Source organism: Allobosea sp. GW822-FHT03F07 (assembly GCF_058801345.1).
Genome location: NZ_JBXAND010000007.1, coordinates 90192 through 104651 on the forward strand (window position 1 = coordinate 90192; position 14460 = coordinate 104651).

General features: G+C 67.8%; 14 protein-coding genes. 2 read left to right on the top strand and 12 right to left on the bottom strand.

The window, feature by feature from the left end; translation table 11 throughout:
• Positions 1–57: 57 nt before the first annotated feature.
• The 9 genes from AC1RMY_RS19555 to AC1RMY_RS19595 form a co-directional block, all read right to left on the bottom strand.
• Entirely contained in the window at positions 58–405 is a 348-nt protein-coding gene (locus AC1RMY_RS19555) for a Rid family hydrolase (RefSeq protein ID WP_492867340.1), read from the bottom strand.
• Between the two features lie 24 nt (positions 406–429).
• A complete protein-coding gene (locus tag AC1RMY_RS19560) occupies positions 430–1557 on the bottom strand; it encodes an NAD(P)/FAD-dependent oxidoreductase (RefSeq protein ID WP_492867341.1) in 1128 nt (375 codons plus the stop codon).
• Positions 1554–3008, bottom strand: a complete 1455-nt coding sequence (locus AC1RMY_RS19565; protein WP_492867343.1) for an FAD-dependent oxidoreductase — start codon at positions 3006–3008, stop codon at positions 1554–1556. Before AC1RMY_RS19565 ends, AC1RMY_RS19560 begins: the two co-directional genes overlap by 4 nt.
• Entirely contained in the window at positions 3005–3313 is a 309-nt protein-coding gene (locus AC1RMY_RS19570) for a (2Fe-2S)-binding protein (RefSeq protein WP_492867345.1), read from the bottom strand. The genes AC1RMY_RS19565 and AC1RMY_RS19570 overlap by 4 nt, the downstream gene beginning before the upstream one ends.
• Positions 3294–4424, bottom strand: a complete 1131-nt coding sequence (locus AC1RMY_RS19575; protein WP_492867346.1) for an NAD(P)/FAD-dependent oxidoreductase — start codon at positions 4422–4424, stop codon at positions 3294–3296. Before AC1RMY_RS19575 ends, AC1RMY_RS19570 begins: the two co-directional genes overlap by 20 nt.
• Before the next feature lie 7 nt (positions 4425–4431).
• On the bottom strand, positions 4432–5232 hold the full coding sequence (locus tag AC1RMY_RS19580; RefSeq protein ID WP_492867348.1) for an ABC transporter permease: 801 nt from the start codon (positions 5230–5232) through the stop codon (positions 4432–4434).
• Positions 5233–5245: 13 nt separating this feature from the next.
• Positions 5246–6112: an ABC transporter permease gene (locus tag AC1RMY_RS19585; protein ID WP_492867349.1), complete on the bottom strand. Its 867-nt coding sequence runs from the start codon at positions 6110–6112 to the stop codon at positions 5246–5248.
• Entirely contained in the window at positions 6109–7152 is a 1044-nt protein-coding gene (locus AC1RMY_RS19590) for an ABC transporter ATP-binding protein (protein ID WP_492867351.1), read from the bottom strand. The genes AC1RMY_RS19585 and AC1RMY_RS19590 overlap by 4 nt, the downstream gene beginning before the upstream one ends.
• A 158-nt stretch (positions 7153–7310) precedes the next feature.
• Positions 7311–8345 carry an ABC transporter substrate-binding protein gene (locus AC1RMY_RS19595; protein WP_492867353.1) on the bottom strand — a complete coding sequence of 345 codons (1035 nt, stop codon included), beginning with the start codon at positions 8343–8345 and terminating at the stop codon, positions 7311–7313.
• Between the two features lie 123 nt (positions 8346–8468).
• On the opposite strand from AC1RMY_RS19595, the gene AC1RMY_RS19600 reads away from it, so the two are divergent.
• Positions 8469–9407 (top strand): LysR substrate-binding domain-containing protein, encoded by a 939-nt coding sequence (locus AC1RMY_RS19600; protein WP_492867355.1) that lies wholly within the window; start codon positions 8469–8471, stop codon positions 9405–9407.
• Here the strand turns inward: AC1RMY_RS19600 and AC1RMY_RS19605 are convergent.
• Positions 9384–9578 carry a GTP-binding protein gene (locus AC1RMY_RS19605; protein ID WP_492867357.1) on the bottom strand — a complete coding sequence of 65 codons (195 nt, stop codon included), beginning with the start codon at positions 9576–9578 and terminating at the stop codon, positions 9384–9386. The genes AC1RMY_RS19600 and AC1RMY_RS19605 overlap by 24 nt on opposite strands.
• Here AC1RMY_RS19605 and AC1RMY_RS19610 point away from each other — a divergent pair.
• Positions 9571–9747: a hypothetical protein gene (locus AC1RMY_RS19610; protein WP_492867358.1), complete on the top strand. Its 177-nt coding sequence runs from the start codon at positions 9571–9573 to the stop codon at positions 9745–9747. The genes AC1RMY_RS19605 and AC1RMY_RS19610 overlap by 8 nt on opposite strands.
• A gap of 9 nt (positions 9748–9756) precedes the next feature.
• Here the strand turns inward: AC1RMY_RS19610 and AC1RMY_RS19615 are convergent, their stop codons facing one another.
• Positions 9757–11223 carry an efflux transporter outer membrane subunit gene (locus AC1RMY_RS19615; RefSeq protein ID WP_492867544.1) on the bottom strand — a complete coding sequence of 489 codons (1467 nt, stop codon included), beginning with the start codon at positions 11221–11223 and terminating at the stop codon, positions 9757–9759.
• A gap of 88 nt (positions 11224–11311) precedes the next feature.
• Positions 11312–14455 carry an efflux RND transporter permease subunit gene (locus AC1RMY_RS19620; RefSeq protein ID WP_492867360.1) on the bottom strand — a complete coding sequence of 1048 codons (3144 nt, stop codon included), beginning with the start codon at positions 14453–14455 and terminating at the stop codon, positions 11312–11314.
• Positions 14456–14460: the final 5 nt, after the last annotated feature.

A 14460-nucleotide genomic window follows, 5' to 3' on the forward strand; every position in this document is an offset into this window, starting at 1 on the left:
CAAGCCGCGCCAGCGGCGCTGATCCGGGATGACCCGCGCTCTTTAGCAGGCGATCGCTTAGCCGCGGCTGGCCGTGACCACGACTTCGATCATCGCGCCGCCGCCGAGATCGGCGACGCCGACGGTCGCGCGGGTGGGCAGGTCGTCGCCGAAGAAGCCGGTCCAGGCGGCGTCCATCTCCTTCTTCTGGGAGAGGTCGGTGACGTAGATCTGCGCGGCGACGATCGCCTTGCGGTCGAGCCCGACCTCGCCGAGATAGCCCTCGATCTTGCCGAGGATGTTGCTGGTCTGCGGGCCCATCGACTGGGTGGTGTCGTCGGCGATGCAGCCGCCGACGAAGACGAGGTTGCCGGTCTCGACGACGCGGTTCTGGATCGGGGTCTTGATGCTGCGCTTGATGGCCATGTGGTCTTCTCCTTCGGATTGAAGTCAGTGTTGCGCCGCGAAGCGCTCGATGCCGAGGCCGTCGATCGGTACGTTCGAGCGGCCGGTGGCGATGATCTCCGCCATCACGGCGCCGGCGCCGGGGCCGAGCTGGAAGCCGTGCAGCGAGAAGCCGAACTGGTGATAGACGCCGTCATGCTTGCCGCTCTTGCCGAAAACCGGCAGGTCATCGGCGATCTTGCCCTCGATGCCCGCCCAGGCGCGCACGATTTGGGCGCCGCGCATGATCGGGAACAGCTCCCAGACGGTCTTCAGGTTCGACGCCAGCTTGGTCCAGTCGAGGATGGTGCGGTTCTCGTCGCGAATGGCGCGGCCGAGATAGCCGCCGCCGATCAGCACTGTGCCGTTTCCGAACTGCTTGAAGGAGAGCTTCCGCCCGCGCAGGATCACCACCGGCTTGATGAAGGCTGGCAGCGGCGCGGTGATGGACAGCATCGGCGCGACCGCCTCGAGCGGCACGGGCTCGCCGAGATCGGCGGCGATGCGGTCGCCCCAGGCGCCGGCCGCATTGACGATGCGGGGTGCGAGAAAAGCGCCGGCATCGGTGACGACGCGCCAGTTCGCGCCGTCGCGTTCGACGTTCGTGACGCGCACGCCCTCGCGGACATCGACGCCGAGCCGCTGCGCCTTGAGCTTGAAGGCCTGCGTCGCGCGAAGCGGGATGGCCGCGCCGTCGCGCCGCGAGATCACGCCGCCCGGGCAATCCTCGGAGACGGCGGGGACGATCTCGCGCAGCTCCTCGATGCCGATCATCTCCTCATGATGGAAACCGCGCAGATTGAGGTCCTCGACGCGGGCGCGGCACTCGGCGAGGTCGGCCTCGTTCTCCGCGACCAGCACCTGCCCGTCCGAAGTGAAGCCGCAATCGTCGTCGACCAGTTCCTCGATGCGATGCCAGATCTCCATCGAGGCGTTGGAGAGCGGGATCTCGGCGACATGGCGGGCGAGCTGACGCACGCCGCCGGCATTGACGCCCGAGGCGTGACGCCCGGCATGGTCCTTCTCGATCAGGATGACCGAGAGCCCGCGCAGCGCGCAGTGCAGGGCCGTCGAGCAGCCATGGATGCCGCCGCCGATGACGATGACATCGGCGCTGTCGCGGCCCGTCCTCACCGGGCGACCGCCTTGACCGCGGCCTCCGTCGCCGGCAGTGCCGCGAGTTCGGCCAGCGTCACCGGCTTTACCGGCGGGCGCAGGCGATAGTAGCCGGTCTCGGCCGGCGAAACGCCGCGCGCCTGCGCGATCAACTCGACGACCGTCGGCCCGCAGAGCCTGCCCTGGCAGGGGCCCATGCCGCAGCGCAGGAAGGCCTTCATCTGGTTGGGGCCGTTCACGCCGAGGCGGGTCGCGGCGTCGCGGATTTGACCGGCGGTGACCTCCTCGCAGCGGCAGACGATCGTGTCATCCTGCGGCGGGGCGAGGAATTGCGTGGCGGGCTTGTAGAGCAGGTCGAGGAAGCGGCGGCCGCGCAGGCGGCGCAACAGCTCCGTCCGGACCGGAGCGGCCTGCGCATCGCGCTGCCCCTCGCCCAGCTTGCCCAGGCGGAAGGCAGCACCGAAGGCCGCGATCTCGCCGCGCAGCGCCGCGCTCTCGGCGCCGCCGATGCCGGCACCGTCGCCCGCGATCGCGATGCCCGCGACCGAGGAGGCATACCAGTCGTCGAGACGCGGCAACCAGGCATGCTGCTCCTCGTCGAAATAGTGCTCGCAGCCGGCGGCGTTGGAGAAGTTGACGCTCGGCAGAACGCCCTGATGCAGCAGCAGGGTGTCGCAGGCGATGGTTTCGGTCCGGGAGCCGCGCTCGACGCGGATGCCTCCGAGCTGCTTCTCGCCCTGCGCGGCGAGGCCGGTGACGCCGGTGAGGAAGCGCAGCTTGCTCCGCGTCGCCGCCATCAGCTTCAGCCCCTTGGCGAGATAGGGCGATCGCAGGAAGTCCGGCAGCGCAGCCAGCGCCTTGCCCCAGTTGGACCTGGGTGTGGTGTCGAGCACCGCGACGATCTCGGTTCCGGCGGCGGCGAGTTGGCTCGCCAGCAGATAGAGCAGCGGGCCGCAGCCGGCGATCACGGTGCGGCCGGACGGCACGATGCCGGAGCCTTTCAGTGCAATCTGGGCGGCGCCGGCGGTCATCACGCCGGGCAGCGTCCAGCCGGGGATCGGGAAGGGCCGCTCCTGCGCGCCGGTCGCGAGGATGACCTGGGCGGCGCTGATCATGCGGGCCTTGCCGCCGAGCGACAGGCCGAGCTCGAAGCTGCCGGGCGCAGCCTCGTCGGGGCCGATCGACCAGACCGTGCAGCCCGGCGCATAGGTCGCCGTGCTGGCGTCGAAGCGGCCGACGATGCCGCTGCCGCGCCAGTAATCCTCGCCGAGGATGCTGCGATCGGTGACGGGCGTCGTGGTGATCGCACGGTAGATTTGCCCACCGGGGGCTGGGTTCTCGTCGGCGAGCAGCACGGCCAGACCAAGCTCGGCGGCGCGGGAGGCCGCCGAGAGGCCGGCCGGGCCGGCCCCGACGACGACGAGATCGTAGCGTTCAGCGACGGTGGCGATGTCTTTGACGGGCGTCACGAGAGCGCCTCCCCGAACTGGCGGCGGCCGTGCTGCGTCTCGATCCGCATGCCCTCGCTGAGCGGGATCAGGCAGCCCTGGCGGTTGCCGACGCCGTCGATCACGACGAGGCATTCGAAGCAGACGCCCATTAGGCAATAGGGCGCGCGGGGTGCGTCGGACACCGGCGTCTCGCGGCAGGCGACGATGCCGTTGGCGAGCAGCGAGGCGGCGACCGTGTCGCCGGCCCGGCCGGTCATCGGCCTGCCGTCGAAGGTGAAGTTGAGCGCGGCGGCAGCCGCGCGCTCACGCATGGGCCGGAACATGGAATCTCCTCGCGGTAAAGGTCGAGACCGCATCCGGCAGCGTGCCGGAGAGGATGGCGGGCGCGAGCGTCAGGACGTGGTTGGCGGCGAGCGTCACGCCGGAATGGCAGGTGACGACGAAGGCGCCGGGATGGCTCAGCGACTGGTCGTAGATCGGGAAGCCGTCCGGGCTCATCACGCGCAGCGCCGACCAGGTGCGCACGACGTTGAGCCCGGCGAGCCGGGGGAACATTCTGACCGCGCGCTCGGCCATCACCGACAGGATCGGCTGGCGCACGACGGTGTCGAAGCCGCGATCCTCCTGGCTGTCGCCGATCATGACGCCGCCCTCGTCGGTCTGGCGAACCGTGACCATCGGATTTTGCAGGAAAGCTTCCGTCTTCTCGGTGACGATGATCTGGCCCTTGCTCGGCTTGACCGGCGCATCGAGCCCGACCATCGGCGCGAGGCGGGCATTGCCGAGGCCGGCGCAGAGCACGACACGCCCGGTCCGAATCTCGCCCCAGGGGCCGCGGATCGAAAAGCCGCCCTCGCGGGGCTCGATCGTCTCGACGCCATGGCTCGGGCGGTAGTCGACGCCGCGCCGCACGCAGGCCTCGCGCAGCGCCCGGAACAGCTTGAGCGAATTCACATGGCCGTCATGGGGCGAATAGAGCGCGCCGACGACGTCCTTGCCGATCGCCGGCAGGCGGCGCCTGGTCTCGGCATGGTCGAGCACCTCGTAGGTGAAGTTCGTCATCGTCTCCTGGTTGTGGAGGCGGCGCATCATGTCGACGCGCTTCTGCAGCTCGTCGTCCGACAGGCAGAGCATGAAGCCGCCGGGCTGGCTGTGGGCGACATCGATACCACTCTCGGCCTTCAGGATGCCGGCGAGACCGTTCCAGTCATCGGCCGAACGCCGCGACCAGATGGCATATTCGGGCATGCCGAAGCCCTTGGACTGGACCCAGACGAGGGCGAAATTGCCGCGCGAGGCCCGGAAGGCATCGTCGCCCTCATCGAGAATGGCGACGCCGGCGCCGCTGCGGGCGAGCCCCAGAGCGATCGCGCCGCCGACGACTCCGCCGCCGATGACGACCGCATCGGGCTCCTTGATGACAGGGGTGGACACGGTTTTCTCAGCCTTTTCCGGTTCCGACGAACAGCCGGTCGAGCCCGAACAGCCTGTCGAGCGCGAACAGCATCACCGCGGTCAGCGCGATCAGGCAGGCCGAGATCGCGGCGATCAGCGGGTCGATATTGTCCTGGATGTAGAGGAACATCCGGACTGGAAGCGTGGTGGTCTGCGGCGAGGCGATGAACACGGTCATCGTGACCTCGTCGAAGGAGTTGATCGCCGCCAAGAGCCAGCCGGAGACGACGCCGGGCAGGATCAGCGGCAGCGTCACGCGGCGGAAGACCGTCGCCGTTCCGGCTCCGAGCGAGGTCGCCGCGTGCTCGATGCGCTGGTCGATGCCGTAGGAGGAGGCCAGCACGAGCCTGAGCGCAAAGGGCAGGATGACGATGACGTGGCTGAGCACCAGCCCGGTGAAGGTGCCGGACAGGCCGATCTGCGTGAAGAAGCGCAGGAAGGCGATGCCGAGCACGACATGCGGCACCATCAGCGGCGACATGAACAACGCCGTCATCGCCTCGCGGCCGGGGAAGCGATGGCGCGCGATGGCGAGCGCGGCGGGCACCGCGAGGGTGATCGCGATGGTCGAGGACAGCGCCGCGAGCCAGAGCGAGTCGCGGAAAGCCCGCATGAACTCGGGGTAGTCGAAGATCGCCTTGAACCAGCGCAGGCTCGGACCGCGCGTCGGAAGGGAGAGATAGCCCTCGGGCGTGAAGGCGACGATGCAGACGATCAGCAGCGGCGCCAGCATGAAGATGATGAAGAGCGCGTGGAAGACCAGCGCGAGAGGGCCGTTGCGCTTCATTCGAACGACCTCCTCATTCGAACACCTGTGCGTAGCGGCGTTCGACCAGCCGGTTCGAACCGACGATGATCAGCACCAGCGCGACCAGAAGCAGTGTCGCGACGGCAGCGCCGAGCGGCCAGTTCAGGGTGTTCAGGAATTCGTCATAGGCCAGCGTCGAGGCGACCTTGAGCCGGCGACCGCCGATGATCGCCGGCGAGGCGAAGGCGCTGGCGGCCAGCGCGAAGACGATGATCGAGCCCGAGAGGATGCCCGGCACGATCTGCGGCAGGATGACCCGGCGCCAGGTCGTGAGGGAACCGGCGCCGAGCGAGGCGGCCGCGTTCTCGACCTGAGGGTCGAGCCGCTGCAGCGAAGCCCAGACGGCGAGGATCATGAAGGGGATCAGCACATGGGTGAGCGCGATGACGACGCCGGTCTCGGTGAACATGAATTCGAGCGGCGTGGTGATCAGGCCGAGCGCGATCAGTCCCTGGTTGACGAGCCCGGTCGAGCCCAGCAGCAGGGCCCAGCCGAGCGTCCGCGCCACCACCGAGACCAGCAGCGGGCCGATGACCACGAGCAGGAAGGCGCTGCGCCAGGCCGGCGACATCCGGTTCAGGATATAGGCCTCGGGCACGCCGATCAGGATCGTCGCCAGCGTCACCAGCACGGAGATGCGGAAGGTCCGCATGAAGATCTCGAAGAAATAGGAATCCGTCGCGATCTCGAACCAGTTCTTCAGCGTGAACTCCGGCACGATGCCCTTGTACTGCCCCCAATCGTAGAAGGAGAGCAGCACGGTCATGCCGAGCGGGATGATGACGAGCCCGAGGAAGACGGCGAGCGCCGGCCCGGTCAGCGCGTAGGGTGTCGCCCGCGGCGAGACGGCGAACGTCATCGCGCCGCCTCCTCTGGCAGGATGGCGACATCGCCCGCCGCGAAGGCGAGGCGCACGCTCTCGCCTTCGGCCGGCACCGCCGCTCCGTCGTTGTTGCGGATGATGGTGAGGGCGCCTGCCGCGCTCTGCGCGCCGAGCAGCCAATGCGCACCCTGGAAGACGCGCGTGGTGATCTTCGCCTCGAAGCCCGGCTTGTCCGGCGTGGCGAAGACGAGCCGCTCCGGCCGCACGGCGATACGGATCGGGCCGCGCGGTGCTTTCGCCAGAGGCAGCGCGAGCGAATCGATAGCGATTCCGCCGGCGCCGTCTCCGTTCGCGGTCAGGACATTGGTCTTGCCGAGGAAATGCGCGACGAAGGAGGTCGAGGGCGCACCATAGACGGCATCCGGCGCGCCGATCTGCTCGACGCGGCCGTGGTTCATCAGGACGATGCGGTCGGAGAGCGCCATCGCCTCGTGCTGGTCATGGGTGACGAGGATGGTGGTGGTGCCGACCGAGCGCTGGATCTGGCGCAGTTCCCCTTGCATCTCCTCGCGCAGCTTGGCGTCGAGATTGGAGAGCGGCTCGTCGAGCAGGAGCAGCGCCGGCTTGATGACGAGCGCACGGGCCAGGGCGACGCGCTGCTGCTGGCCGCCGGACATGCGCCGGGGATAGCGGTCGGAGAAGCCCTTGAGGCCGACCAGCGCCATGGCTTCGAGCGTGCGCTTCTCGCGCTCGGCCTTGTCGATGCCGCGCATCTCGAGCCCGAAGGCGATGTTCTCGGCGACCGTCATATGCGGGAAGAGCGCGTAGCTCTGGAAGACGATGCCGAGGCCGCGCTTGCTCGGCGGCACGTGGCCGAGGTCCTGCCCGTCGAGCAGGATGCGGCCGCGATCGATCGCGACGAAGCCGGCGATCATCTGCAGCGTCGTGGTCTTGCCGCAGCCGGAGGGGCCGAGCAGCGAGACGAATTCGCCGCGCTCCACGGCGAGGTCGAGCCCGTCGACGGCGACGGCGCTGCCATAGGTCTTGCCGAGGCCTTCGAGAACGAGATGGGACATGGGCGAATGGTCTTCTTGTGCAAGCGGACGACACGCGACCGTCATCCCGGGCTTGCCCCGGGATCCATCATGGAGCGCATCGCCCTTTGATGGATCCCGGGGCTCCGCTTCGCTACGGCCGGGATGACGAGAGGTTCCCGTGGAAAGCGACCGAGGTCTTACCGCTCGACCTCGCGGTTCCAGCGCTTCGTCCATTCCTCGCGCTTGGCGTTGACGATGTCCCAGTCGACCGCCTTGAGGTTCTTCACCGCCTCGCCATAGGGCAGGCCCTTCTGCTCGTCGGGCGTCAGCGTCACGGTCGTGTTGGCGGGGCCGAAGCCGGCGCCGGTCGCCATCACCTTCTGGATCGCGGGCGAGAGCATGAACTGGATGAAGGCGTTGGCCTCGGCCGCGTTCTTCGAGCCCTCGACCGGGCAGGCGGCGACGCCGAGCGCGAAACCGCCCTCCTTCGGGTAGACGAACTCGACCGGGAAGCCGGTGTCGGCGAAGGCCTTGACGCGGCCCGAGCCCCAGACGCCGAGCACGGCCTGGCCGTTCTGGAACAGCTCCGTCATCTTGGCCGGCGAGGGCTCATAGGCGACGATGTTCGGGTTGATGTCCTTCTTGAAGGCCTCGAAGCCCGGCTCGATATTGTTCTCGCCGCCGCCGCCGAGCTGGGCGAACGCGATCAGCGCATGCAGGCCGTAGGTGTTGTTGATCGGTGGCGTGACGATCTTCTTGCCGTAGGTCTTGGACTTGAGGTCGTTCCAGGAGGTCGGGGCCGGCCACTTGTTCTCGTCGAAGACCTTCTTGTTGTAGAATAGGCCGGTGCCGACGAGGCCTAAGCCCACGCCCTTGTTGGACTTGAACTTCATCACCGGCGCCACGTCCTTGTAGACGGGCCCGTCGGTGAGCGTGCCGCAGAAGCCGAGCGCCACAGCCTGATAGGCCGGGCCGTCGTCGACGATGGCGACGTCGATCTGCTGGTTGCCCTTCTGCGCCTGCAGCTTGGCGAGGGTGTCGGTCGAGTTGCCGGCGACGTATTCGATCTTGACGTTGGCCTGCTTCTCGAAGGCCGGAATGACCTCCTTGCGCATGGTCTGCTCGTAGGAGCCACCATAGCCGGCGACGAACATCGTCTTCTGCTGGGCGGTGGCGGCGGACGCAGCGAGCGCTGTGCTGGCGACCAGAGCGAATGTGACGGCAATCTTCACGGGATCCCCTCCTCGTTTTCGAGTGATCCATGAAGGTTCTGCGACAGGCTGGAACTGGTCAAATCGAATGATTCGCGTAAGCCATGCGGGAATGTTATGTCTGGTTTTCCCGAGCCGGAAACCATGCTGAACCCCCGACAGATCGAAGCGTTTCGCACCGTCATCGTCACCGGAGGCATCACTTCGGCCGCCCGCGCGCTTCATATCAGCCAACCGGCCGTGACGCGGTTGATCCACGATCTCCAGTACACTCTCGGGCTGACGCTGTTCGAACGGCGCGGAACGAGGCTCGTGCCCACCAACGAGGCGCTTTCGTTATACCGCGAGGTCGAACGGCAATTCGTCGGGCTGGACCGCATCGAGAGTGCGGCCCGCAAACTGCGCGAGGGCGAGTCCGGCCGGCTCCGGATCGCGGCGCTGCCGACCTTCAATGTCGGCTTCCTGCCACGCATCGTCGGCGCCTTCCTGAAGGAGAAGCCGGGTCTCGAAGTCTCGATCTACGGAAGCATCTCGTCGCAGGTGATGGAATGGGTCGCCAGCGGATTCTGCGATGTCGGCTTCGCCCAGTCCCCGCTCGACTTCCCGAACATCGAGGTCGAGGCGATGGCGCCGGTTCCCGGCCTCGCGGTCGTGCCCGAAGGCCATCGACTGGCCGGAAAGGCCGTGCTGGAGCCGCAGGATTTCGCCGATGACCCCTTCGTGCTGCTCGAGCAGTCGACGCCGATGCGCTACTATACCGACGCCGTCTTCGCGGCAGCACGTATCAGCCGCCGGTCGCGCGTCGAGACGCCGCTGTCGATGATTGCCTGTTCGCTCGTCGCGGCCGGCGCCGGGCTTTCGATCGTCGATCCGTTCACGGCGGCGGAGTATCATGGCCGCGGCGTCGTCGCGCGGCGCTTCCGACCCTCGATCCATTATGATGTCGGCGTCGTCTGGGGCGCCGGACGCCTGCGTTCGACGCTGGCGCTCGGCTTCGTCGAGAAGGTGAAGGCCGCGGTCGAAGCGATGGCTGACCGCGACGCGATTGCAGCAGGGTCGTCAGGCGGCCTGCCTGTCCCATGACGGGAACGGGTCTTCTAGCGCGAGCAGTCCCTGTGTCATGCTCGTCGCAGGGCTGCCGGTCAGGCAGGCATCGAGCGCCGCGCGGATCGCAGCCTCGTCCATCTCCGCCGTGCCGATGAAGACGAGCTCCTGGCGGCGGTCGCCCCAAATCTGCGACCAGTGCTTGCGCATCAGCGCGGCGAACTCCCCCAACCTCGCCGTTATCGGCGTGAGCGCCTTCGTCAGCGACCCGACGAACAGCCGAATCCGGGAGTACAGCCTCGACAGCCTGCAGCAGGCTCTCGACCTTCCCGTCGAAGGCAAGCCGACGGTGATCGCGGGAGGCGCCTCGGGCGGCTGACTTCGGACGCTAATACGCCGCGCGCAGATGCGGGCCGGTCTTCGCATCGACCACGCGCGGCGTCTCGACGTCGACCGGCTTATCCCAGCCGCCGCCGAGCGCCTTGTTGAGCGAGACGAAATAGCTCGTCGCCAGCACGCGGCTCTGCAGCAGCGTGTCCTCGGCGCTGTAGAGCGAGCGCTCGGCGTCGAGCACGTCGAGAAAACTCGCCGAGCCCGACTGGTAGAGCGAGCGTGAGAGCCGCGTCGCCTCGCGATAGGAGCCGGCGGAAGAGGAGAGCTTGCCGGTGCGGACGCGCTCCTTGGCGAGGTTGACCAGCGCGTTCTCGACATCCTGCAGCGCCGTCAGAACCGCCAGGCGAAGCGCGGAATCGGACTGGTCGCGCTGGGCCTGCGCCACTTCGACGGCCGCCCGCAACTCGCCGCCGTTGAAGATCGGCACGCTCAGGCTCGGCCCGAACGACCAGCTGATCGAGGAATTCTTGGCGAGGTCGCCGGATTTCAGCGCCGCGGTGCCGATCTGGCCGGTGAGACTGACCGAGGGGTAGAGAGCAGCCTCCGCCTGGCCGATCTTCGCGGTCGACTGCGCGAGTTGTCGCTCGGCCTTCCGCACATCGGGGCGGTTGCGCAGGACATCGGCCGGGATCCCCGCTGGTGGCGTGCTGCGCGCGGCCGGAATCGGCCCGCCGCGGGCGAGCCGCTGGGCGAGCGCGGCCGGCGGCTGCCCGAGCAGGATGCCGAGCTGATGTAGGCTCTGCGCATAGGACGCCTCGAGGCTCGGAACGGCGGCCTCGGTCGAGCTGGCGAGCGCCGAGGCCTTGGCGACATCGACGGCAGAGGCGGTGCCGGCGTTGAACCGCGTGCGCGTCAGCCCCTCGGTCTCGCGCTGCGAGACGCCGGTGCGCTTGGCCAGCGCGATCCGCGCCTGATAGCCGCGCGCCTCGACATAGGTGGTGGTGACATCGCCGATCAGCGTGAGCAGGACCGCCCGCAGATCCTCGTCGGCGGCGTCGGCGCCGTAGGTCGCTGCCTCGACCGAGCGGTAGTTCGCGCCAAAGAGATCGAGTTCCCAGCTCGCATCCAGCCCGGCCTGATAGTTGTTGTAGGTCGTGTTGGCGGTCTCGGTCGCGGTTCCGCCGACCGAATTGGAGCTCGAACGCGAGCGGGTGAAGGAGCCCGAGCCGTCGAGTTGAGGCAGGAGCGCGCCGATCGCCTGGCGGCGGCTGGCGCGGGCCTCGCGGATGCGCGCCTTGGCCGAGGCGACGTCGAGATTGCCGGCCACCGCCTCCTCGACGAGGCCGTTCAAGGTGCCGTCGCCGAGCTTCTTCCACCATTGCGAAAGCTGGCGCGCCTCGAGCGGCTTCTTCGTCTTCGGCGCATTGCCCCAGCTTGCCGGCAGGAGTTGTCCCGAGACCGCATAGTCCGGCCCGACGGCGCAGCCGGCGAGCGCGAGCACGACGATACTGACGCCGGCCATGCGCGACAGGCGGGCAGCGGTCTCGGCGCCGAGGTTCACGAGCGCAAGGTTCTTGGCGAGAGCTGACTTCGTCATCCGCATCATGTTCTCAATGGGCCTCGACCGGGGCCGCAGCGGGAGTCGCGTCCGGCGTCTTGCGCCAACGCCGGACCGTCCGCGCCACGAGCACATAGAGCAGCGGCACGAAGAACACGCCGAGCACGGTTGCGGCGATCATGCCGCCCATCACGCCGATGCCGATCGAGTTCTGGCTGCCTGAGCCTGCGCCTGTCGCGATCGCCAGCGGCAGCACGCCGAGGATGAAGGCGAAGGAGGTCATCAGGATCGGGCGCAGGCGCTGGCGCGCCGCTTCCAGCGTCGCCTCGACCAGGTTCCTGCCGGCGGCCTCCTGCTCGATCGCGAACTCGACGATCAGGATCGCGTTCTTGGCGGCGAGACCGATCGTCGTCAGCAGCCCGACCTTGAAATAGACGTCATTGGTCTGGCCGAAGAGCGTCGCGGCGGCGAGCGCGCCGAAGATGCCGATCGGGACCGACAGCATGACCGCGAAGGGGATCGACCAGCTCTCGTAGAGCGCCGCCAGGCAAAGGAAGACCACCAGCATGGCAAGCGCGTAGAGCGCCGTCGCCTGGCTGCCCGACAGCCGCTCCTGATAGGACAGGCCCGTCCATTCATGGTTGAAGCCGGCCGGCAGCTTCTGCGCCAACGCGTCGATCTGGTTCATCGCGTCGCCCGAACTGACACCGGCGGCGGCGGCGCCCTGGATGTTGACGGCGGAGGCGCCGTTATAGCGTTCGAGCCGCGGCGAACCGAACGTCCAGTGACCCGAGGCGAAGGCCGAGAAGGGCACCATCGCGCCGCCGCCATTGCGAACGAACCAGCGGCCGATATCCTCCGGCTGCATCCGGAACGGCGCATCGGCCTGCACATAGACCGTCTTCACGCGGCCGCGGTCGATGAAGTCATTGACATAGGCCGAGCCCCAGGCCGTCGAGAGCGTCGTGTTGATGTCTCCCAGCGACAGGGTCAGCGCGCTGGCCTTCTCCTGGTCGATCTCGACGGCGAATTGTGGCGTGTCCTCCTGGCCGTTGGGGCGTGTGCCCGAGAGCACGGGACTCTGAGCCGCCATTCCGAGGAGCTGGTTGCGCACCTCCATCAGCCGGGCATGGCCCGCGCCGGCGACGTCCTGCAGGTAGAACTCGAAGCCCGCGCTGTTGCCGAAGCCCTGGATCGCCGGCGGGGCGAGCGCGAAGACCATTCCGTCCTTGATGCCGCGGAAGGAGGCCATGGCGCGGCCCGCCACGGCCTGCGCCGAAGCCTGCCTGCCGACGCGCTCCTCGAAAGGCTTGAGGCGGACGAAGGCGATGCCGACATTCTGGCCCGAGCCGCTAAAGCTGAAACCGGTGACGGTGAGCACGCCCTCGACGAGGTCCTTCTCCTGTTCCTGGTAATGCCGCCGAACCTGATCCAAAACGGCCAGAGTCCGGTCCTGCGTCGCGCCGACAGGCAACTGCACGATGGTGAAGAGAACGCCCTGGTCCTCGTCCGGCAGGAAGGAACTCGGCAGCCTTGCGAAGAGATAGGCCATGCCGCCGCCGATCAGGAGAAAGACCAGCATGAACCGCATCGGCCGCGCGATCATGCCCGCGACGCTGCCGGCATAGCCGTTCAGCGTCCGGTCGAAGCCGCGGTTGAACCAGCCGAAGGGGCCGGTTCGCGCCACATGGTCGCCAGCGGGCTTCAGCATCGTCGCGCAGAGCGCCGGCGTCAGGATCAACGCCGTGACGACAGACAACGCCATGGCCGTGACGATGGTAATGGAGAACTGCCGGTAGATGATGCCGACCGAGCCGCCGAAGAAGGCCATCGGCACGAACACGGCCGAAAGCACGGTCGCGATGCCGACCAGCGCGCCGGTGATCTCGCCCATCGACTTGATGGTCGCCTCCTTGGGGGAGAGTTTCTCCTCCTGCATCACGCGCTCGACATTCTCGACGACGACGATGGCGTCGTCGACGAGCAGGCCGATCGCGAGGACCATCGCGAACATCGTCAGCGTGTTGACGGAGTAGCCGGCGACCGCGAGCACGCCGAAGGTGCCGAGCAGCACGACGGGCACTGTGATCATCGGGATCAGGGTCGCGCGGAGGTTCTGCAGGAAGACGTACATCACGATGAAGACGAGGATGATCGCCTCGAACAGCGTGTGGACGACCTTCTCGATCGAGACCTGCACGAAGGGCGTGGTGTCGAAGGGATAGACCACGTCGACGCCCTCGGGCAGTGTCGGCTTGAGGCGGTCGATCGTCCCCTTCACCGCCGCCGCCGTGTTCAGCGCGTTGGCGCCGGTCGCGAGATTGACCGCGAGGCCGGCCGCCGGCGCGCCGTTGTAGCGGGTCGCGGTCGTGTAATCCTTCGCGCCGAGTTCGACGCGGGCGACGTCGTTCAGCCGGACGATCGAGCCGGACGAGCCGCTCTTGAGGATGATGTTCTCGAACTGGCCGACGGTCTGCAGGCGGCTGACGGCGGTCACCGTCGCGTTGAGCTGCTGCCCCTTGGCCTGCGGCAGGCCGCCGAGCTGGCCGGCCGAGACTTGGACGTTCTGCGCCTGGATCGCCGTGACGATGTCGCTCGGCATCAGCGCGTATTTCTGCAGCTTGTCGGGGTCGAGCCAGATCCGCATTGCGTAGCCCGCGCCGAAGAGCTGGGTCGAGCCGACGCCCGCAACGCGCTTCAGCGTATCGTTGAGCGTCGAGTCGACATAATCGGCGAGGTCGGTGGTGGTCATCCGCCCGTCGCGCGAGACGAAGGCTGCGACCATCAGGAAGCCGCTCGAGGCCTTGGCGACGGTGATGCCGGTGTTCTGCACCGTCTGCGGCAGCTGGGCGGTGACGAGTTGCAGCTTGTTCTGCACCTGCATCTGCGCGACGTCGGGATCGGCGGCGCTGGTGAAGGTCAGCGTGATCGTCGCCTGGCCCGAGGAGGTCGAGGTCGCCGACATGTATTGCAGGTTGTCGACGCCGGTCATGCCCTGCTCGATGACCTTGGTCACCGAGTTCTCGACCGTCTGCGCGTCCGCGCCCGGATAGCTCGCGCTGACGCTGACCGTGGTAGGGGCGATCTGCGGATATTGCGAGACCGGCAGCGTGCGCAAGGCGAGCAGGCCGGCCAGCATGATGACGATGGCCACGACCCAGGCGAAGATCGGGCGCTCGATGAAAAAACGCGACATGGCGA